Origin of the sequence: Paenibacillus hodogayensis (assembly GCF_039536325.1) — a bacterium.
GTDB classification, from domain to species: domain Bacteria; phylum Bacillota; class Bacilli; order Paenibacillales; family NBRC-103111; genus Paenibacillus_AB; species Paenibacillus_AB hodogayensis.
On sequence record NZ_BAAAYO010000020.1, the window covers coordinates 151952 to 173214 of the forward strand.

The 21263-nt window shown below is 53.4% G+C and carries 20 protein-coding genes and 3 tRNA genes; 4 read left to right on the plus strand and 19 right to left on the minus strand.

The window, feature by feature from the left end:
• Window positions 1-28: 28 nt before the first annotated feature.
• The 6 genes from ABD796_RS33035 to ychF form a co-directional block, all read right to left on the minus strand.
• Window positions 29-592: a manganese efflux pump MntP gene (locus tag ABD796_RS33035; RefSeq protein WP_344916561.1), complete on the minus strand. Its 564-nt coding sequence runs from the start codon at window positions 590-592 to the stop codon at window positions 29-31.
• Between the two features lie 59 nt (window positions 593-651).
• Entirely contained in the window at window positions 652-1725 is a 1074-nt protein-coding gene (locus tag ABD796_RS33040; protein WP_344916563.1) for an L-threonylcarbamoyladenylate synthase, read from the minus strand.
• Between the two features lie 236 nt (window positions 1726-1961).
• The gene (gene spoIIR / locus ABD796_RS33045) at window positions 1962-2627 is read right to left on the minus strand and encodes a stage II sporulation protein R (protein ID WP_344916565.1); all 666 of its coding nucleotides are present in this window, start codon (window positions 2625-2627) and stop codon (window positions 1962-1964) included.
• A 73-nt stretch (window positions 2628-2700) separates the two neighbouring features.
• Complete coding sequence (prmC, locus tag ABD796_RS33050; protein ID WP_344916619.1) at window positions 2701-3603, minus strand: peptide chain release factor N(5)-glutamine methyltransferase; 903 nt, start codon at window positions 3601-3603, stop codon at window positions 2701-2703.
• A gap of 91 nt (window positions 3604-3694) precedes the next feature.
• Window positions 3695-4762: a peptide chain release factor 1 gene (gene prfA, locus ABD796_RS33055; RefSeq protein WP_344916567.1), complete on the minus strand. Its 1068-nt coding sequence runs from the start codon at window positions 4760-4762 to the stop codon at window positions 3695-3697.
• A gap of 46 nt (window positions 4763-4808) precedes the next feature.
• The gene (gene ychF, locus ABD796_RS33060; protein WP_344916570.1) at window positions 4809-5909 is read right to left on the minus strand and encodes a redox-regulated ATPase YchF; all 1101 of its coding nucleotides are present in this window, start codon (window positions 5907-5909) and stop codon (window positions 4809-4811) included.
• A 456-nt stretch (window positions 5910-6365) separates the two neighbouring features.
• Here ychF and tadA point away from each other — a divergent pair, with 456 nt between their 5' ends.
• Complete coding sequence (tadA, locus tag ABD796_RS33065; protein WP_344916572.1) at window positions 6366-6863, plus strand: tRNA adenosine(34) deaminase TadA; 498 nt, start codon at window positions 6366-6368, stop codon at window positions 6861-6863.
• Between the two features lie 261 nt (window positions 6864-7124).
• Here the strand turns inward: tadA and ABD796_RS33070 are convergent, their stop codons facing one another.
• From ABD796_RS33070 to ABD796_RS33090, 5 genes are all read right to left on the minus strand, one after another.
• Window positions 7125-8072, minus strand: a complete 948-nt coding sequence (locus tag ABD796_RS33070; RefSeq protein WP_344916573.1) for an aldo/keto reductase family protein — start codon at window positions 8070-8072, stop codon at window positions 7125-7127.
• Window positions 8073-8099: 27 nt separating this feature from the next.
• Entirely contained in the window at window positions 8100-9575 is a 1476-nt protein-coding gene (locus ABD796_RS33075) for a methyl-accepting chemotaxis protein (RefSeq protein ID WP_344916574.1), read from the minus strand.
• 113 nt (window positions 9576-9688) lie between these two features.
• Complete coding sequence (locus tag ABD796_RS33080; protein ID WP_344916576.1) at window positions 9689-10375, minus strand: Crp/Fnr family transcriptional regulator; 687 nt, start codon at window positions 10373-10375, stop codon at window positions 9689-9691.
• 32 nt (window positions 10376-10407) lie between these two features.
• Complete coding sequence (locus ABD796_RS33085) at window positions 10408-11007, minus strand: HD-GYP domain-containing protein (RefSeq protein ID WP_344916621.1); 600 nt, start codon at window positions 11005-11007, stop codon at window positions 10408-10410.
• Window positions 11008-11314: 307 nt separating this feature from the next.
• The gene (locus tag ABD796_RS33090) at window positions 11315-12394 is read right to left on the minus strand and encodes a GIY-YIG nuclease family protein (RefSeq protein WP_344916578.1); all 1080 of its coding nucleotides are present in this window, start codon (window positions 12392-12394) and stop codon (window positions 11315-11317) included.
• A 113-nt stretch (window positions 12395-12507) separates the two neighbouring features.
• Between ABD796_RS33090 and ABD796_RS33095 the strand changes: the two genes are divergently transcribed.
• From ABD796_RS33095 to ABD796_RS33105, 3 genes are all read left to right on the plus strand, one after another.
• Window positions 12508-12582 (plus strand) — tRNA-Arg (locus ABD796_RS33095).
• Window positions 12583-12611: 29 nt separating this feature from the next.
• A tRNA-Pro gene (locus tag ABD796_RS33100) sits at window positions 12612-12685 on the plus strand.
• A gap of 186 nt (window positions 12686-12871) precedes the next feature.
• Complete coding sequence (locus ABD796_RS33105; RefSeq protein WP_344916580.1) at window positions 12872-13669, plus strand: alpha/beta fold hydrolase; 798 nt, start codon at window positions 12872-12874, stop codon at window positions 13667-13669.
• 503 nt (window positions 13670-14172) lie between these two features.
• Here ABD796_RS33105 and ABD796_RS33115 read toward each other — a convergent pair.
• From ABD796_RS33115 to guaB, 8 genes are all read right to left on the minus strand, one after another.
• Window positions 14173-14331 (minus strand): hypothetical protein, encoded by a 159-nt coding sequence (locus ABD796_RS33115; RefSeq protein ID WP_344916584.1) that lies wholly within the window; start codon window positions 14329-14331, stop codon window positions 14173-14175.
• Window positions 14332-14345: 14 nt separating this feature from the next.
• A complete protein-coding gene (locus tag ABD796_RS33120; protein WP_344916586.1) occupies window positions 14346-14693 on the minus strand; it encodes a hypothetical protein in 348 nt (115 codons plus the stop codon).
• A 78-nt stretch (window positions 14694-14771) separates the two neighbouring features.
• Window positions 14772-14858, minus strand: a tRNA-Ser gene (locus tag ABD796_RS33125).
• Between the two features lie 71 nt (window positions 14859-14929).
• Window positions 14930-16210 carry a serine--tRNA ligase gene (gene serS, locus ABD796_RS33130; protein WP_344916588.1) on the minus strand — a complete coding sequence of 427 codons (1281 nt, stop codon included), beginning with the start codon at window positions 16208-16210 and terminating at the stop codon, window positions 14930-14932.
• Between the two features lie 142 nt (window positions 16211-16352).
• Window positions 16353-16943, minus strand: a complete 591-nt coding sequence (pdxT, locus tag ABD796_RS33135) for a pyridoxal 5'-phosphate synthase glutaminase subunit PdxT (RefSeq protein WP_344916590.1) — start codon at window positions 16941-16943, stop codon at window positions 16353-16355.
• A 21-nt stretch (window positions 16944-16964) separates the two neighbouring features.
• Complete coding sequence (pdxS, locus tag ABD796_RS33140; RefSeq protein ID WP_344916592.1) at window positions 16965-17846, minus strand: pyridoxal 5'-phosphate synthase lyase subunit PdxS; 882 nt, start codon at window positions 17844-17846, stop codon at window positions 16965-16967.
• A gap of 129 nt (window positions 17847-17975) precedes the next feature.
• Window positions 17976-19232 (minus strand): D-alanyl-D-alanine carboxypeptidase family protein, encoded by a 1257-nt coding sequence (locus tag ABD796_RS33145; protein ID WP_344916594.1) that lies wholly within the window; start codon window positions 19230-19232, stop codon window positions 17976-17978.
• 315 nt (window positions 19233-19547) lie between these two features.
• Window positions 19548-21008 (minus strand): IMP dehydrogenase, encoded by a 1461-nt coding sequence (gene guaB / locus ABD796_RS33150; protein ID WP_344916596.1) that lies wholly within the window; start codon window positions 21006-21008, stop codon window positions 19548-19550.
• Window positions 21009-21263 lie beyond the last annotated feature (255 nt).

Here is a 21263-nt window from a genome sequence, read left to right on the forward strand (position 1 = left end):
TGCCCTTTATTGTACCTCAAGCCGCATGTTATATCAAAAACCGGATGCCGAATGCCAGCAAAATAATGCCGCCCAGCGCCTCCCCATATTCGCCGATCCAAGAAGACGCTCTTCGGCCGAGCAGCAGGCCGAACACGGACATGAGCCCTCCTGCCGCCCCGAACATCAGCACCGTAAAGAGAAGATCCGTCGCGAACATGCCGAGCGACACGCCTACCGACATCGAGTCTACGCTAACGGTAAGCGCGAACAGCAATAGCCCTCCCAGCTTGCGGTGATCGAACGAGCGAGCGTCCCCGCCACTTTTGAATGAACTGAAAATCATATGAGCTCCCAGCATAATCAGGAGCATGCCTCCCAATAAAGTCGCGACGTTGCCAAGCAGTTCGCCAACGTAATGTCCCATATACATGCCGACCAGTGGCATGAGAACGTGAAACAGACCGATGACGAAGCTGATTTTCAAAATATCGAGCAGCCGGATTCCCCGAAGGCCAATGCCGATGCCCAGTGAAAAAGCATCCATTCCGAGCGCTATGGCCATGACGATAACCGTAATCAACTGTCCCGTACCGGCTGAAACTGCTACCATCCCATCTCCCCCATGTCCACATGTCTCTAAACAACATATGCGGACAAACAGGGAAACATTCAGCTTTCGCTCTCTCCAATTCGTATGAGCTGATTGCCGGCCGCCTTGATCAGCCGGTTCAGAACGGCTAGACCGATACCTTCGGCCGATTCGTACCCCTCGGCGACGATATACGTAATGCCGTTATCGTCAAACCGGCGAAGCGCGGCGTACAGCTCCTGCGCGACTGTTTCCATTCGATCCTCACGGCCGCAGCCGACGACCAGATCGGCCTCATACAGAGAAGCGCGTTCCGCGACAGTAAGGACGCCGGTGCGGTCCCCAGCGCGCTTAGCGTCGGCAACCGCTTCGCGAACCCATTCCGTGCGAAGCCTTTCGCTTCCCTGTACGACAACGAGCCTGCCGCGCGGTGCGTAGTGGGTATATTTCATTCCCGGCGATCGGGGAGCCTCTGTCACTTCCGAAACCGCCTCGAAGGCTATTTGCGCCTCGGGCACCGCAGCCTTCAGATCGTCTACGGTTATCCCGCCAGGGCGCAAAAGTCGAACAAGCCGTCCTCCTTCCTCCACCACAACGACCGACGACTCTACTCCGACACCGGTCGGGCCTCCATCGACAATACCGTCGATCCGCCCGTCCAGGTCGGTGCGGACGTGCTCCGCCAACGTCGGACTCGGCCGGCCGGAACGGTTCGCGCTGGGAGCCGCCACCGGGCAGCCCGCGGCGCGGATCACGCCAAGCGCCACCGGATGGTCGGGCATGCGTACTGCGATCGTGGGCAAGCCCGCGGTCACTCGCGCCGAGACAGCCCCGACCTTCACCGGCAGCACCAGCGTTAACGGGCCCGGCCAGAACCGCTCCATCAGCAGACGCGACGTGGCATCAACCTCCTCGACCAAGAGGTCCAACTGCCCGATATTCGCAATATGAACAATCAATGGATTGTCCGACGGTCTGCCTTTAGCAGCAAATATGGCCTCTACCGCTTCCGTATTGCCTGCATCCGCCCCCAAGCCGTATACCGTTTCCGTAGGAAATGCAACCGTGCCGCCCCTAGCGATAACCACTCCCGCTTCGGCTATGGCTGATGACAGAAAGGTCCCATTTCCCTCCGCTTTCCATAGTTTTGTCATGCTTCTTCATCCCTTTGCTCGCTGCGTAGGGAGGTTCCGGCTATTGGCCAGTCCTCACCGTACGCCCCTTTAATTAATATCCAAGCCATTATAGCGCGGAACCCTGAATCCTGTCACGCCATCCAGCCAGTTCCAGTACCCCGACAAAGAACGAGTAGCCGGCCTTTGCCTCCTCCTTAAACGACAACGAGGATACGGTTCATCCGCATCCTCGCCATAGATCTGGTATAAGGGCATTAAGCAATTAATCCTTTTACGAATCCGACAGCTTTTACGATAACGTCCCACAAGAAAAATTTGACTTCGACCTGCTGTCCTTCGTTTGCGGCCGGTGCCGGCTGCACCGAAGGTTCGGCAGATGCTTTCTTGACCGTATCCGTGGTTTTCTTGGCAACTGCCACTCCAGCGTTGCCGTCCACGAAGCATAACGGCGGGAACAGCACGCACCACCAGTTTTGCCCCTCGCCTTTGCCGAGCGTTATGCGCAGCGCTTCATAGTCGCCGGCGGGATATACTTTATTGCCATATATTTTAGTAGGAAAAGGCACTTGGCCCAGCTCCACCGTGTAATCGTAGTTGTAACCGTTTTGGGCAAGCACTTCACCCACGAGCGCTTCCAGATCGGATATATGATCCGTAACGGCACCGCGCGCAACTTCAATCCCTTGCGGCTCGGTCACCCACAGGCTCATTTGGCGGATAACCTCGTCGCGCAGCAGACGCTTGATCCATTGATCGTTCGGAGCGTCCGAGTTGGCCAATATGCGAAGCCGAATCGATTCCTGGGGAATTCCCGGATCGAGTACGGCGGCTTGAGTGCGGTTCGATTCCCAGCAAGTCATCATGATGACCAATGCAAAGGCAACAAGGAAATAAGTGCGAAGCGATAACCGTTTAACCATGTCCATAACCCCTCTTTCGTCTTCCTGCTACCCAGTATGGGCAGACGCGAGGGGTCTTAAACCTAGCAATCTATTAATTTTCCCGCCAGCCTATCACATGACGCTCGATGCCGGCATAGTCGGAGACAATAAGCGTTTCACTCCAGTAACCACTCTGCCGGACAAGCTCTTCAACGGAACGCGCCTGTCCTTGCCCAAGCTCAAAACCGATCAGAGCGGGAGGAGCCGGCAATAGACCGATCTGCTCGACGATCCGGCGATAAAACATCAGTCCGTCCGGCCCACCGTCCAAGGCAAGTAGAGGCTCGTGCAGCCTTACCTCACGCTGCAATAAGGGAATGTCTCCCGACTCGATATACGGAGGATTGGAAATCAGGATGTCGATGATTAACCGTCCCTTGATATAGGCTTCAAGTAGATCTCCCCGAAAGAAGGTTATCCGCTCTCCTACTTCATTCAAAGCCGCATTGGAGCGGGCTACTTCTAGCGCATCCGGAGATATATCGGAAGCCGAAATGTTCCACGAGGAACATTTTACGGCTGTAGTGACGGCGATCGCGCCGCTCCCGCAACCTATATCGGCAAATAGCGGACTTCCCGCCGGCCACAGCTTTTTACCGATCTCCACCGCCTTCTCCACCAGCAGCTCCGTCTCCGGGCGGGGAATAAGAACGGCGGGCGTAACCCGGAACGGCAGACCGTAAAACTCTTGCTCGCCGGTAATGTACTGCGCCGGTTCGCCTTGGGCTCTGCGCTCCAGCATATGCTGCCAAATTGTCCCGTACGATTCCGGAAACGGCTCGTTCCAGCGCAGGAATAGCTCGCTGCGGCTGCAGCCCAGCAGATGCTCGAGCAGCCATTCCGCGGAATCCGTATCCTCTTCCACCCCGCGGTGACGTAAAAAAGAAGAAGCCTGCAAACAGGCTTCCCGAATGGTCATTGCGACAGCCGGACCCGGGCCGGGAGTTCGGGGCATTCGGCTGTCCGAACTCCACGAGCCAGACGCTGATCCGTCAAAACCGTCGGTCCCGCTTCCCGTATTTTTATCCGCATCGCTCATGACCTTGTTACTCCCCTTTTTCCAGCAGCTCCGACTGGGCTTCCAGCGTAAGCGCCGATATAATTTCTTCCAGATCACCGTTCAGCACCTGATCCAACTTATGCAGCGTCAGACCGATCCGGTGATCCGTTATGCGGCTTTGTGGAAAGTTATATGTCCGAATCCGTTCACTGCGATCTCCGGTCCCGACTTTGCTTCTGCGCTCGCCGGCATACTTGGCGTCCTCTTCCTGCTTGAGCTTATCGTAGATTCTCGCCCGAAGCACCTGCATGGCCTTCTCTTTGTTCGAGTTTTGCGATTTGCCGTCCTGACACGATACGACGATGCCGGTAGGCAGATGCACGATTCGGACTGCCGATTTCGTCGTATTGACGGACTGCCCTCCCGGACCGCTGGAGCAGAACGTATCGACGCGAATATCGTTTTCGTGGATTTCCACCTCGATCTCCTCGGCTTCCGGCATAACCGCCACAGTCGAAGTCGACGTATGAATACGTCCGCCGGATTCCGTCGTCGGTATACGCTGCACGCGATGGGCGCCGCTTTCGAACTTGAGCTTGCTGTATGCGCCATTACCGCTGATCATGAACACGATTTCCTTGAAGCCACCGAGATCGCTTACGCTCGAATCGAGCACTTCCGTACGCCAGCCCTGCCCGTCGGCATACCGGCTGTACATCCGGTACAAATCGCCCGCAAACAAAGCTGCCTCGTCGCCTCCGGCCGCGCCGCGGATTTCCAAAATCACGTTTTTATCGTCGTTAGGGTCCTTCGGCAGCAGCAGCAGTTGGATAGACGCCTCCAGATGCTCCTTGCGCTCCGCCAGCTCATCCAGCTCCAGCTTGACGAGCTCCCGCATCTCGTCGTCCATCTTTTCGCCCTGCATCTGTTTGGCCGCTTCGTATTGCTCCACAACGCTCTTATATTCCACATAAGCCTGATAAGGTTCTTGCAGTCCCGACTGTTCCTTGGAATATTCGCGGAGCCGTTTCGAATCGTTCACGACATCCGGATCGCAGAGCAGCTCGCTGAGCTTCTCATACCGGTTCGCCAATGCTTGCAGCCGATCCAACATAAGCCTTCACCTCCATCCTGTCTATTCCTTGATGATCTCCACATTCCTATACATTAAAACGGAAATGCATAACGTCGCCGTCCTGCACCGTATATTCTTTGCCTTCCAGACGAAGCTGGCCTTTTTCCTTCGCTGCGTTCATCGATCCGCTGGCAACGAGATCGTCGTACCCGACCACTTCCGCGCGGATAAAGCCTCGTTCGAAGTCGGTATGGATAACGGCTGCCGCCTGTGGCGCCTTCGTCCCCTTGCGAATCGTCCAGGCTCTTACCTCCTGCACGCCGGCCGTAAAATACGTATACAGCCCAAGCAGCTTGTAAGCGGCCCGAATAAGCCGATTCAGCCCCGACTCCGTCAAGCCGAGCTCCTCCAGAAACATATCCTTGTCTTCGCCTTCCAGCTCGGCAATCTCCGACTCCACCTTCGCGCTGATCGGAACGACCTCCGCTCCGCCGATAGCCGCATATTCGCGCACCTTGGCGACATACGGATTGCCTTCGGCATTGGCTGCCTCCGCTTCGCTTACATTCGCCGCATACAGCACAGGCTTCATCGTCAGCAGGTGAAGATCGCGTACCAGCGTCTTCTCTTCATCGTTCAGCTCGACGCTGCGGGCCGGCTTATCTTCGTACAAAGCTTCCTTAACCCGTTCGAGCACTTCCACTTCCTGGGCGTATTTCTTGTCCCCGCCCTTCATATTTTTGCGCGAGCGGTCGATTCGTTTCTCCACGGACTCGATATCGGCAAGAATCAGCTCCAGGTTTATCGTCTCAATGTCGCTGATCGGATCGACCTTTCCCGAAACGTGCGTGATGTTCTCGTCCTGAAAGCAGCGGACTACATGCACGATCGCGTCCACCTCGCGAATATGAGCGAGAAATTTGTTGCCGAGCCCTTCGCCTTTGCTCGCCCCTTTTACAAGACCGGCAATATCGACGAACTCAAAAGCGGTCGGAACGATGCGGTTGGGAACGACGATGTCGGCCAATTTCTGCAAACGGTCGTCCGGCACCTCCACCACGCCGACATTCGGATCTATCGTACAAAACGGATAATTGGCCGATTCGGCCCCCGCCTGTGTAATTGCGTTGAACAAGGTGGATTTCCCTACGTTGGGAAGCCCGACAATGCCTGCCTTCAGTGCCATGAAACGATACAACTCCTCATCCTTCAAACTGAATACTCCCATCATTATATAGCACGGCAGAACGATATACAATGACGGCAGCGGCTTGAAACGACTGCCAATTCGGCTTCTTAATGCCGATATTTACACGCCGCTTCTCTCTCGTCCACAGTTTATCAACAACAAAGAACAACATTATCCTCTATATTTCCGACAGTTATCCACAAGTTAATAACATATCTGAATATTCGAATTTGCCCCTCGCTTTTAAAATCGAACGGTTCCCCGCTTGCTTCGACGTATCGGTTACCATACAATGATGGGGGTCGACTTTACGAAAAGCAGACCTTTATCCCCATCCGGAGGACGGTTATATACAGGATCGATATAGTTGTCCACAATGTTATCCACAACATGTTAACAGAATGGACGTTCGCACTTGTTCACATAGGCAAAACAACAGAAAGGATTGGTCGGATGAACGAGCATGAGCTGTGGATGGAGGAAGCGATCAAGGAGGCCAGAAAAGCAGCCGAGCTGCGCGAAGTGCCGATCGGAGCCGTGATCGTAAAAGACGGGGAGGTCATCGCCCGGGGCTATAATTTGCGGGAAACGACGCTCGATCCGACCGCTCACGCCGAGATGATCGCAATCCGTCAGGCGAGCGAGGTTCTGGGCGCCTGGCGACTGCTCGACTGCACGCTGTACGTGACGCTCGAGCCTTGCCCGATGTGCGCGGGCGCAATCGTACAATCCCGCGTTAAGACAGTCGTGTACGGCACGCCCGATCCGAAGGCAGGCTGCACCGGAACGCTGATGAATCTCGTGCAGGAGGATCGGTTCAATCACCGCGCCGAGCTTGTGCCCGACGTGCTAAGGGAGCAGTGTTCGGCGCTGTTGACCGATTTTTTTCGCGGGCTTCGCAGTCGTAAGTCTGCAGCACCCGATACTGGCGCCGGATCGGCCGAGACGTGAACGGAACTTGTTGACCGAAGCCTCGCATAACGCTCCCAACCAAAAGCCGGGCCCCTTCATGAAGTGCTTCCCCCTGCAAGGAATTCGGATAACCGGTAAGGTCGATCCTAATGTCCATCATACGAGGGGGGCTTCGTGAAGGAACCCGGCTTCTTCTTTCTTGCATGCCATAACCCGACCGAATGCCCACAGCCCTCGGCACAACGGTAGACAGAGTCTTCTACCCGCTTCTTATCCACAGCACAGTATCGTAAGCGGTTTTTACTGCAGCACCCCGTCTATAGCGGTCAACGCATCGTCGGGAATGACGATTCCGGAAGCTTTCACATTTTCCGTCACCTGCTCCGGACGGCTCGCCCCGATAATCGCGCTGGATACGTTCGGCTGACGCAGCACCCAAGCGAGAGCCAGTTGTGGAAGGGTCAGCCCGAGCTGCTCGGCAATACCGCGAAGCTGCTCCACCTTGTCCAGGTTGGGCTCCGTCAAATACCGCTGGATGGATTGCTTGCCGCGTTCGTCCGCCGCCCGGCTGTCCTGCGGCACATCGGTCGCCGGCTTGTATTTGCCCGAAAGCACTCCCTGCGCCAACGGAGAATACACGACTTGTCCGATTCCGTACTTCAGCCCGACCGGAATGATCTCCTTCTCGATATCCCGCCGCAGCAAGCTGTAAGGAGGCTGGCTGGCCACAATCCGGTCCAGAAGCTTGCGATCCGCAATATGTACCGCTTCCGTCATCATCGCCGCGGTCCAGTTGCTGACTCCCGCGTAAAGCACTTTGCCTTGCCGGATCAGATCGTCCATCGCCCGCAGCGTCTCTTCGAGGGGCGTCGTCGCATCCGGACTATGGCAGTAATACAAATCGATATAGTCCAGACCAAGCCGTTTTAAACTAGCGTTGCATTGCTCGATCATATGTTTGCGCGACAGTCCCCTATCGTTCGGGCCATCGCCCATCGGTCCCCATACTTTCGTAGCCAATACGTAGGAATCGCGCCGGTAGCCTGCCAGCGCCTCGCCGACAACCTTCTCCGCCTCGCCTCGCATATAGATATTGGCTGTATCAAAAAACGTAATCCCCGAGTCCAAGGCCAATTGAATGGTCTGTACGGCCCGCTGCTTCTCCACATATCCGCCGTAGGTCAGCCAGCTCCCCAGACTGATTTCGCTTACCTTCAAGCCCGAGCCGCCTAGTCTGCGATATTGCATGTTTTCTCCTCCTCCATCCTGAATCGGTTATTGCACGATCTGCTTGATCGCACGATCCGTCTCCCGAATGTTCTGCTGAATCTCGATATTTTGTTTCAGCAGCGATTCCAGGGTAGCCGACAGCTGCTCGAGTGTCGCTGACGACTGCTCGCTCACCGAAGCGAAGTGTTCCGTCGATTCCTGGATCGAACCGTTCGCGTTACGGATTGCGCTCATCATATCATGATAGCCGCTCGTCATGCCATCGAGCTCGGTAATGGAGGCGTTGATTTCCTGAAACGTTTCCCGCGTATCCAGCGTCATCGCCGCATTTTGCTTCATTTGCTCGGCAATCCGCGTCATGCTGCCGCTTGTAGCGGTCGCCTGCCGCGTCACGACAGATAGCTTCTGGGATATTTCCTCGGCCGCTCGGCCGCTCATGTCAGCTAATTTACGTATTTCCTGGGCAACGACCGCGAAGCCTCGGCCACTTTCCCCGGCTCTTGCCGCTTCGATTCCGGCATTCAGCGACAGCAAGTTCGTTTGCTGGGCAATTTGCTGTATCGATTCATTGAAGGCTCCAACCTCCCTGAGCGTTCCCGTCAAAATGGCTATTTCCTCGTTCATCGACCCCAGACTTTGCTGGAATTCGTTCGTCGCCCGGAACATTGTATCCATTTTGGCCCTTCCGTCCAAACTGTGCCGATTCGTTCCTTCCGTTTTCCGCTTCAGTTCGGCGAGAGAGTCGAGCATTTCCGTAATCATCCGGCCGGTCTCCTGCACCGCAAGGTTAATGGACATGGTAGAATCGACCTGGATATTGGCTCCTGCGGCGATTTCCTGAAATGCCGCATTCATTTCGCTGAACGAGCTTCCGCTATCTTCGCTGGCCGCAGCAATAACCGTCATATTGGACGATACGGAAGCGGCCGTATTCAGCAGCATCTCCTTGTCGTCCTTTTGCTGCGCTAGAAGTTGTCCCGCCTCCATGCCGAACTTCTCCATTTTTTTCGCCATACGGATCGCCGTGGCCAGAAGCGCAATGAGCATGGCGCACACGAGCGCGTAATAGACGAAAAGGACCGTTTCATTTCCGGCAATGCCCGGAGTTTCGTTTTGCGTAACGACAAAATAAACAAGCAGAGCGGTGCTGATGGTCATGCTGACTACCGTCGGCCACACGCTCATATAGACGGCCGCCAATATCAATCCGTAATAGACGCCGAACACATTGCTGATCGATTCGCTTTGCGACCCGGTCACCAAGGATATCGCGGCATTGCCGACAATCGCGATAAAAGGGAGGACGTGAGGATACCGCTTGGTAAAATGAAGGACTCCGAACACCCCAAGCAGACCGACTAACAAGCCCATGGTAAGCCACGACTCCGCCGTTATTTTCTCCCCGTGGTTCAAAGCCGCAATACTTAAGGCCGCCAGTAAACAAGTCGCCGCCAAAGCCATGAACACGACCCCGTTTTTTTGGCGCAAAACATCCGCTTTGATCGATTGTTGAATATCCATCCGGGCACCTGTCCTATGTATCAATTTGCCCAAATTATACTCGTATTTTGTCGAATAGGCGAGTGTTTTAACGAAAAAAAGAAGCTGCCTTTATGCCGGCACCTTCCATCGGTTTAATACACAATTTTGCGCTCTAGCTCCTCCATCCGTTCGATGGAGATCAGCTTGTTGCGGATCGTAATAATTTTCTCGTCCTGAAGTTCCTGAAGCACTTTCGTCACCGATTCACGGACTGTTCCGACCAGATTGGCGATCTCCTGGTGGGTCAGCTTGACGGAAATTTGCACCGAGTTTTGCCGCCGTTCCCCGTGCTGCTGGGACAGCTGGTAAATCGTCTTCAGAATGCGCGAGCGCACGTCGAGAAAAGTCAGGCCGTGGATTTGCTCGTTCGCCCGGCGCAGCCGATCCATCGTCACTTCCAGCAGGCGCATGCACAAGCCCGGCGAACGCGACATGAAGTCGTAGAACGTCGAACGTTTCAGGGAGTACATGACGCTCGCCTCCAACGTCTCGGCGTTGGCGGAACGGGTGCCCCCCTTTGTTACAATCGACATGTCACCAAAAAAATCGCCGCTGCGAAACAAAGCCAGCGTGATTTGCTTGGCATTATCGATCCGGAAAATTTTCACGGTTCCCGACTCAATGACGAATAGTTCCTCACCGGGCTGATCTTCCAAAAAAACGATTTCGTTCTTTCTGAACTTCCGTTCGTAGAACAGCGCCGAAATATCGATAAGCTCGGCCTCGCTCAAATCTTGAAATAACGGAATATCGCGTATGAGTTCGACGACATGATGCACGTGGATCGCACTCCCTTCTTGCCCGGGACCGGCTACTGAGCGGACGCTTCTCCTACGCGATCGATCATGATGCTGAGATGCCGGGACAAGTCAATTTCGTAAGGTTCTTTAAGCGTCGTCCCGGAACGGTCCTTGAGAACCCGTACGACAGGGCGATGTTTGTAGTCAGGGAATACTTTGGAGACGATTCCGCTTTCGCCGGAGCTGAGTTGGACGGTAAGTCCGAGCGGAAATATGGATACTTTATTGCGAAACAGTTTCACCTTATCCATATCATACAACGTTCCGGCTCCGCTGTACAAAAGTTCGATCGCCTGATGCGGCAAAAGCGCATCACGGTGGGCTCGTGGATGGGTTAGCGAATCGTACGTTTCGAGCAGTCCGATCCATTGGGAGAACGAATGGGTCTCGTGCTTCTTTAGGCCATAAGGATAACCGCTGCCGTTCACCCGTTCGTGATGCTGGAGCGCGCATTGGGCGGACAGCACCGGGATACCTGGCGCATCCTTCAGCAGCTGAAAGCCATATTCGGGATGCTTTTTCACCTCTTCGAACTCGGCTGGACTGAGAGGTCCGCGCTTGTTCAGAATTTCGCGGGATATTGGGTCAGCTTGAAGTGGGCTCCAACCAATATTTGCCCCTCGTGGTTAAAAATCGGTTTACCCAGACTCATACCAGGTTGGCACATATACATCGGAATCAGGCGCATAGAATGAATCCTTTCCACCGTCGAGAATTACTTTACATACTCCATAATACCTATATCATACATTTATTTACAGACTATTCGCAATAAAAAAATAAGCCGATACGGCCAAGTATCGCTCCCCATCAGTCATTTCAAACTATTTGTACGATTTAACCCACGGGAAGCCTCTGGATTCAGCTTCAGATTTATGTCGTATAATGTCGAATTAATGCAAGCATACACGATCCTTGTCACGAAGACTCTATAGTAAGACGATAGCGATAATTCCGTTCGCACAGCTGGAGCAAATGCCGTTTGGCACCTTTGACCGGCAATACGACCTTTACTTTCCGGCCGCGCTGGCAAGCCAGTCGAACGATCGAATCGGTCCGTTCCCGATCGTTCGTCACGAGCTCCGCTTCCCCAGCATCGGGCAGCAGCGCGAACAAGGTTTCTTGGACTTCCTGCTCGAGCCCTTCGCCCATCGCCAGCCAGACGAATCGTGTCCGGAGCATCCCATATTCGAATTGGGCAGCCAACAGATAAGCGTTACCGAAATAAACCACTAACTGACTGTAATCGCGTTGTCGATTGACCGCCTGCTCTTCCAACATGCTCTGCAGCGCTTTGCGCCGTGTGTGCAGCTCCTTCGCCCTCTCGAACAGAAGACGCTCGGACAAACGCTCGATGCCGTCCTGCATCGCTTCGGTCACTCGTCGCGGGTCCGACAGTACGCTCAGCGCCTCCTCCAACCGCTCGCCGTACTGTTTGCCGGTCTCCTTCTCCTCGCAGATGCCTCCGCATTTATCCAGGTAATAGCGCATGCACAGCCGGCTCTCCAGCGGCTCGCACGTTCTGAGCCGGTAGTGCTCGATGACGAAATCCAACGCATAATTGCGAAATACGGGATTCGGATAAGGCCCAAGCAAAGCCGATTTGGACTGCTGCCGCACATTGACCTGCGACTCCTGTCGCTCCCGGTCTGCGGCTAAGAGTCTCGGCAACCCTTCTTCGGTGGCTGCTATGTACGCGTATACGGACTGCTCGCGTTTTTTCGCCCTATTGTAAGGAGGCAAGTAGTACTGGATCAGATTGGTTTCGAGTGTCAAGCTTTCATTTTCGTTCCGTACGATCATGATTTCGATGTCGTCGATTTCTGCGACAAGCCTTGCCGTCTTTTCCCGATCCGGTTTGCCGTGAAAATAAGAGCTGAGTCTTTTGCGCAAATTAACGGCTTTGCCGACGTACAGCAGCCTGCCCGACCGATCGAACATCAAATAACAACCTGGCTCTTCCGGATACCGCTCCGCTTTGAAATAAAAATCGCTCACAACCGTTCCCTCCCGCTTGATGTCAGTATACACGATTGGCTGGGCGAGTGGGGAGCATGTACTTTACAGGAGGTAAACTTTATGATATAGTATCTATTGCCTCTTCAATATTTGCGCCCGTAGCTCAGTTGGATAGAGCGACAGTTTCCTAAACTGTGCGTCGCGGGTTCGAATCCCGCCGTGGCGCGATTGACGAATTTGATACAGGTAATATCGACGGAACGTGGCTCAGCTTGGTAGAGCGCTTGGTTCGGGACTAAGAGGTCGCAGGTTCGAATCCTGTCGTTCCGATATGATGGATAGATGAAGACGGGCTGACGCCCGTCTTTTTCTTTTACCCCAATATCCGGCTCCGTGCTTGTGCTCGTCCTTGTTTCTTTCTCCTTTCGTTCCATTCCGTCTCTGTACCCGAATCTGCATGAATAGAGATGTTTCATTTCGGTAAGCATGGTTACAATACATACGGGAGGAATGTCCATGAAAACTAAAAAGCTGACCAAACATGCGATCGATATTGCTTACCGGGATGAGGGTCAAGGCATGCCGGTCGTACTGCTGCACGGCTTTTGCGGCAGCTCCGCTTATTTTGACGAGATCGTACCGCTGCTTCGCGGAAAAGCGAGGCTAATCGTCCCCGATTTGCCCGGACATGGGCAGTCCGGTACTCCGACGGCCCCATACCCGATCGAATCGTTTGCCGACGACATTTCCGAGCTGATTGAAAGCCTTGGTATCCCCAAAGCTATCTGGTTCGGTCACTCGTTAGGCGGATACGTGACGTTGGCCGCCGCAGAGCGGCACGCGGCCGGGATCACCGCATACGGCCTCATCCATTCGACCGCTTATCCGGACGATGACAAAGGCAAAGAAACCCGGCTAAAGTCCATTCAAACGATCCGCGACACTGGAATACAACCATTCGTGGACGGATTGATCCCGAAACTGTTCGCGCCTGAGCATGTCCAGACGATGGTGGATAAAATCGAGACCGCCAAAAAAATCGGCTACACCACGACGACGGAAGGCGCTATCCGAACACTGGAAGCGATGCGGGGCCGACCCGACCGCAATGCCGTCCTGGAAGCGGTTAATTGCCCCATTTTGCTCGTAGCCGGAGAAAGCGATCAGATCATCAAACCGGACAAAACGTTTTCGGTGAATAAAGATAATATAACTCAAGTCTTGATTCAAGGTTCCGGTCACATGAGCATGATGGAGCATCCGCAACGCTTGACCGACGCGCTGCTTGCTTTTTTATCCGATATCAACCTTTGATGCAAAGGAAAAAGGACCCTCTCGGGTCCTTTTTTGACGGTGAACGGTTTGTATGAATCATTTGTTACCTTCCACTTTCGCTTTGGTTACTCCGATCGCTGTCAGCCAGCCAATCGTTGCCGCATGTGTCCGGAACACGCTAACGTGTCTTTGGCACATCCCCTCCGCTTCCTTGTCCGGTATCTGATCCTTACTTGACGCGATTTTGCGGATGCATCCTCACGCCAGGTGTTGCTGTTGAAACGTTCAACGGAACCACACCTCTCTTGTTTCACCGTCGATTATAGATTGTCCCTTAAATATCTTCTTTATACGTCGGCCGGAAAACTTTTTTCGCTGTTACCCTTCGCCGTTATTATGCCGGGAATGGTTGGCCTGTTTCGTTTTTTTCGAGCCGGATAACGGCTCTTGCTGCCGCGATTTGCTTGAACGCCGCTCTTGGGCTCCCGACGGCGGGTTAACGGGTTGTGGAATGTCTTTGGGCATGGATCGTAGCTCCTTTCTTAGGTTACCGTCGTTTGATCGTGATTGTGACGGTCCTGCTTCTGGCGATCATTCGTATCCTGTTGAAGCTGCTGGGCATGATGGGCGTTAACGGGTTCCTGCGCCAAATCTTTGACTACATTTTGCAAATTTTTATCTGCCGCTTTTCGCTTCGTCATCGTTCGCGCCTCCTTCAGGTGTGGGTCAAGCTTTTCAAAGCTTGCGCGCATTCGTGAATATGACGAATATAATCTTCGATCAAGTGCTGAATGACTTCATTTCGCTCATCGACCGTCTGTTCGGCCTTCTCCGCATCCACCAGTTCCACTTTGACTTCCCGGGTATCCACATATGTGACTTGAAAGTCGAACGAATACATGGAATGTCCGGCGCTGCGAATATGGATGCGCAAGGAGCTCGGGTTATACTCGTCGGCAACGACTTCGGCCTGATCCGATTCGTTCAGAACCGTTGGAAGCGTACGGCTCCATGCTTCTTTCAACTCGTTCTGATCGACTGTGAGCACGTTTGTTTGGCTCATGACAAAAACACCTCCGCACTGTTAAGGTGCGAAGGTGGACGTGGTTTTATACGTGGAGTTGGACTAAGTAAGATTAACCGGAGAGGGTGGGATTCGAACCCACGGAAGAGTTTCCCCTTCGCTGGTTTTCAAGACCAGAGCCTTCAACCACTCGACCACCTCTCCAAAAATCAGGCGCCCAATCGGACAACAAGATCATCATGCATTTTATCACACGATTGGGGCGCTCTGCAAGTCTATTTTACCGAGATCGTCTTGACTCCGTTCATGTAAGGCTGCAATACGTCGGGCACGGTCACGCTGCCGTCCGCTTGCTGGTAGTTTTCCAATATCGCCGCCACCGTCCGTCCAACCGCCAGCCCTGAACCGTTCAACGTATGCAGAAATTCCGGTTTGGATTTGGCATCGCGACGGAATCGCATATTAGCGCGCCGCGCCTGGAAGTCTTCAAAATTGCTGCAGGATGAAATTTCCCGATACATGCCGCTGTTCGGCAGCCATACTTCCAAATCGTACGTTTTGGCGGAGGAGAAGCCCAAATCACCCGTACACAACGTCAAAACCCGATAAGGAAGCTTCAACAGACTAAGCACCTTCTCTGCATGCTGGGTCAACGTCTCCAACTCGTCGTACGAATCCTCCGGCTTAACCAGTTTAACCAGCTCGACCTTGTTGAATTGATGCTGGCGGATAAGTCCACGCGTATCACGACCGGCGGAACCGGCCTCGGACCGGAAGCAAGCGCTGTACGCGACATAATATTTCGGCAGCTGCTCAACCGGCAATATTTCATCGCGATGCACGTTCGTAACGGGCACCTCTGCAGTCGGAATGAGGAAGTAATCCGTATTCTGGATCTTAAATACGTCCTCTTCGAACTTGGGCAATTGACCGGTTCCGGTCAAACTGTCCCGATTGACGATATAAGGCGGAAGTATTTCCTCGTAGCCGTGAGTGTCGCTATGCAGATCCATCATAAAATTGATCAACGCCCGCTCCAAACGCGCCCCCAGCCCTTTATAAAACACGAACCGCGATCCGGTTACCTTCGATCCCGCTTCAAAGTCAAGAATGCCCAGCCGATCTGCCAGCTCCCAATGGGCTTTAGGCTCGAATGCAAACGAATGGATTTCGCCGACACGGCGCATCTCCACGTTCTCATCTTCGGAAGTACCTACGGGCACCGATGGATGAGGCATATTCGGTATTGAAAGCAGCAGCTTGTTCAACTGCTCCTCCAGTATTCTTACTTCCTCATCGAGGCCTTTGATGCGATCGTTCACTTGACGCATCTCCAGGATCAACGGCTCGGCGTCTTCCCCATTGCGTTTTTTGGCGGCAACTTCCTGGGACACGGTATTTCTGCGATTTTTCAACTGCTCGCTTTCCTGCAGCAGCTCTCTACGTTTTCCGTCCAAACCGGTGAATTGGTCGATGTCCTCCACGGATTTGCCCCGCCCGGCCATCGTTTCCTTCACCCGTTCAATCTCATTACGCAACAGCTTGACGTCAAACAACAAAAACCCCTCCCAAAAGGGAACTAGTGTACAAGTTATGCCATATAATGTACTATACTACGGTCAAATATTCAACTTGAAGGTACCGGCAAGCCTTCGTAGAGGCTCTGTATCCCAAAAAAGAAGCACCCCCGGCATTCGCCTAGGTGCTCGAAGAAGAATGGGCCGCCTGTTTTACCATATCGAGAAAATAGCTGTGCATCCGGAAATCGTTCGTCAGCTCGGGATGGAACGAAGCGGCCAGCAAGGTCCCTTGCCTTGCCGCTACGATTTCCCCATTGTGCGTCGCCAGTACGTCGACTTCAGGGCCAACTTCCTTGATCAGCGGGGCGCGGATAAAGACCGCATGCACCCGCTCGTCAATGCCTTTGATCCAGAGCTCCGTTTCAAAGCTTTCCCGTTGACGGCCAAACGCGTTGCGCTGCACTTTCATATTCATCAGACACAGGTGCGCCTGCTCGTTGCCGACGATGTTGTCAGCCAGTATGATCAGCCCGGCACAAGTGCCGAACACCGGTTTGCCTGCCGTGTTAAACGAACGAACCGCTTCGATGAAGCCGTATTCCCGCATCAACTTGCCGATGGTAGTGCTTTCCCCGCCCGGAATAATAATGCCGTCCAGGTCCGCGAGCTGTTCCGTCCTTTTCACGACGACGCCTTCCGCACCGGCTGCCTCGATCATCTTGATATGTTCCGCCACCGCCCCTTGCAGGGCAAGAACGCCAATTCTCATCGCTTACCCTTCTTTCTTAGCTTACCAGCCGCGGTCTTGCATCCGTTGGGACGCCTCCAGCTTGGAAATCTCGATGCCTTTCATCGGAGCGCCCAGGTTTTTGGAAACTTCGGCAATTAGTGCATAATCGGTATAATGAGTCGTTGCTTGTACGATCGCTTTCGCGAATTTCTCCGGGTTGTCCGACTTGAAAATACCGGATCCTACGAATACGCCGTCTGCGCCCAAATGCATCATCAATGCCGCATCGGAAGGCGTTGCTACGCCGCCGGCTGCGAAATTGACGACAGGCAAACGACCGTTCTCATGAACGTACAAGACCAAATCGTAAGGAGCGCCCAAGTTTTTCGCTTCCGTCATCAACTCGTCTTTGGACATGCTTTGAATTTTGCGGATTTGCGAGTTAATGATCCGGATATGACGGACCGCTTCTACAATGTTACCCGTTCCAGGCTCGCCTTTCGTACGCATCATGGCTGCTCCTTCGCCGATGCGGCGAAGCGCTTCGCCGATATCTTTGGCGCCGCAGACAAACGGTACGGTAAAATCGTTCTTGCCGATATGATACACTTCGTCCGCCGGCGTCAGCACTTCGCTTTCGTCGATGTAGTCGGCTCCGAGCGATTCGAGCACGCGTGCTTCTACATAGTGGCCGATCCGGCATTTGGCCATAACCGGAATGCTTACCACTTTCATGACTTCTTCCAATACTGTAGGATCAGCCATGCGGGCTACGCCGCCGGCGGCGCGAATATCCGAAGGTACGCGTTCCAGAGCCATAACCGCGCAAGCTCCTGCCGCTTCCGCTACTTTAGCTTGCTCGGCGTTCATAACGTCCATGATGACGCCGCCTTTTTGCATCTCGGCCATCCCTTTTTTGACAGTCCATGTTCCTGTTTCCATCTTGTATTCCTCCTGTATATAAATAGCTGTAATTCCCATAATGAAGCAGGCTGTCCCTGCTTTCATGACCGTTTCCAACAGAGTCATTGTACATCAAGCCTATGCAATTAACAACCCGTGTCAGCCCGTTTAGAATAGGTTTTTTAGTCCGTTGGCGATGCCGGAAAAAATACCGCCGAAGAAGTTTTTGATTCCTCTCATCATTAACCGGAACCAACTGCCCTTCTCCAGATCCTGGGCGGCGATCAGATTGACCGTTTTCTCCATATCGTTCATCTTCACCTTTACTGTACCAAGCACATCGCCTGTTTGGATCGGAGCGCTTTTCAATTCTTTGCCCGGAGCCGCCTCCATCGTCAGTAGAGGCGTTTCGCCTTTCTTGACGACAAAATCGACAGCATCTGCCGTGACGACCGGTACTTCCGTTTTAATCCCCTTTTTGACAGCAATCGTTTTTAAGGAGTCAACCTCGCTCTTGGCGGGAAGAACCGATTTCATCTCAAACGTGTTGAAGCCATAGTCCAGCAGCTTCTGCGTCTCCCGGAATCGTTTGGCTTCCGACGGCGTGTTCATGACGACGCTTATGAGCCTCATCCCGTTGCGGCTAGCCGTTCCCGTGAAACAGTAGCCCGCCTCCAACGTATGCCCTGTCTTCAGACCGTCCATACCTTGATACACGTAGGATTTGAAGTTCGGTTTATCCTTGTTCCCTTCCAGCATCCAGTTCCAATTGATCATCGGCGCCGGATCGTTGGGACGGAACTTTTTGGACGGAATGCTGGAAAACTTCAGCACTTCCGGATGCTCGTTCAAGATATGATAGGCGAGCACAGCGGCATCACGCGCAGTAATCATCGTATCCGGCTCGGTTCCGGGCGGTGCGTATTTACCCAAGTCGGCGCGGGACAGCCCCGTGGAGTTAATGAAGAATGATTTCTCGTTAAAACCGAATTTCTTCGCCGTATCGTTCATCATCTTTACGAAAGTTTCCTCAGTGCCTCCGATAGCTTCGGCTAAGGCAACTGTCGCATCGTTAGCCGAATAAATCGACATGGCGCCAAACAAATCTTCAACCGAATACTTCTCGCCCGGTCCGATCAATTGACCGGAACCAATGACGTCGACGGAGTACTGACTCGGCGAGACGATCGTATCCCAGTTTATTTTTCCCGATTTGACCGCGTCCATGACCAAATATTCCGTCATCATCTTGGACATGCTGGCCGGAGGCATCGGCTGATCGGCATTCATTTCATAGAGCACCTGTCCCGTCGTTGCCTCGATCAGGATCGCCGCTTTTGCTTCCAAATTCAAATTGACCGGCTCGGCGGCCTGCACCTTGGCCGGTTGAACGAATAGCAGCCCATTAAACAATACGGTAACCATACAGGCCCCTGCTATCCATCGAATCCACCTTGCATTTCCTGCTCCCAACACGCTTGTCCCATCTCCCTTGTATGTAAGATGCTCCCCTGATTCCCCCGTTGCTCGTGTATGTAAAAGATGCATGTCCATCATGCATAAAGAATGTCCATTTTTTATTGTACCACACCCGGACAGGCCGGCAAAAGTTATATAACACCCTCAAGCCATCCACCAGTCCGTTTCACGATGCGGATCAGATTTTACCTCAAAACATGATAAATAATGTCGAAAAAAAATGGCAGGGCACGACCGCACCCTGCCATTGCCTTACGTCGATTATAACGAATAGTTAGGAGCTTCCTTCGTAATCTGCACATCATGCGGATGACTTTCCCTAAGACCGGAGCCCGTAATGCGTATGAATTCCGTGTCTTCCTTCAGCTCCCCGATCGTACGGGTGCCGCAGTAGCCCATCCCTTGAATGAGGCCGCCTACGAGCTGATGAACCGTATCGTGCAACGGGCCTTTGTAAGGAACACGGCCTTCGATGCCTTCCGGAACGAGCTTGGATTGGCCCTCTTGAAAATAGCGGTCCTTGCTGCCTTCCTTCATGGCGCCGATCGAGCCCATGCCGCGATACACTTTAAACCGGCGGCCTTGAAAAATTTCCGATTCACCCGGGCTTTCTTCGCAGCCCGCGAACAAGCTACCGATCATGATAGCATCCGCTCCGGCGGCGATCGCTTTCGTAATATCCCCGGAATATTTCACTCCGCCGTCGGCGATAATCGGCACATCGTACTGCCGTGCCACCGAAGCGCAATCGTAGATAGCCGTTATTTGCGGTACGCCGATACCGGCAATGACGCGCGTCGTACAGATCGAGCCCGGTCCCATACCGACTTTAACGATGGAAGCACCGGCTTCGATCAGATCGCGGGTACCTTCTCCAGTAGCCACGTTGCCGGCAATGATCACCAAATCTGGAAACTCTTGACGAAGCTTGCGAACCGTCTCCAGGATGTTGATATGGTGGCCGTGAGCCGAATCGACGGCGATGACGTCGACCCCCGCTTTGACGAGCTCGCTGGCGCGCTCCATGGCGTCTCTGGACGCTCCGATGGCCGCCCCGACCAATAACCTTCCTTGAGCATCCTTCGCCGCATTCGGAAACTGGATGGCCTTCTCGATATCCTTAATCGTAATTAAGCCTTTGAGCGTATTCGATTCGTCGACAAGCGGCAGCTTCTCGATCTTATGCTTCTGCAAAATGACTTCCGCTTCCGCCAAAGTCGTACCGACTGGTGCGGTAACCAGATGCTCGTGGGTCATTACGTCCTTGATTTTAATGGAATAGTCATGAACAAACCGTAAATCGCGGTTCGTCAAAATGCCGACCAGCTTTTTCTCTTCATCCACGATCGGAACACCGGATATCCGGTATTTGCTCATCAATTCTTCCGCTTCGTAGACGTGATGGTCCGGCGTAAGCGAGAACGGATTCGTAATAACGCCGCTTTCCGAACGTTTGACTCGGTCCACTTCTTCCGCTTGCTGAGCGATCGACATGTTTTTATGAATAATGCCGAAGCCGCCTTCGCGAGCCATAGAGATGGCCAGCGCCGCTTCCGTCACCGTATCCATTGCCGCGCTGATGAGCGGAATGTTCAGCTTCAGCTTTTTGGTCAGAAGGGTAGAAACATCAACTTCCCGTGGCCCGAACACTTCCGATTTTCTGGGGATCAGCAGGACGTCGTCGAACGTCAAGCCTTCCTTGGCAAACTTATTTTCCCACACGAGAAGAACCCTCCTAGAATAATTGGTGTAGTACTTGCTTTAATATTATTGAAATAGTATCAAAAGCGTTTTTCCCGTGTCAAGGCAATACGGCAGGGAAAAGGAGGTATTGGCGGCAACGCCTTCGTTCTGTCAAACTTTTACCTGAATGTGTAAGTAGAAACCTGTTAAAAAACAAAAAAGCCTCTCCGGGGTAACCGGAAAGGCTTGTATGTTCGCTTGGCGACGTCCTACTCTCCCAGGACCCTGCGGTCC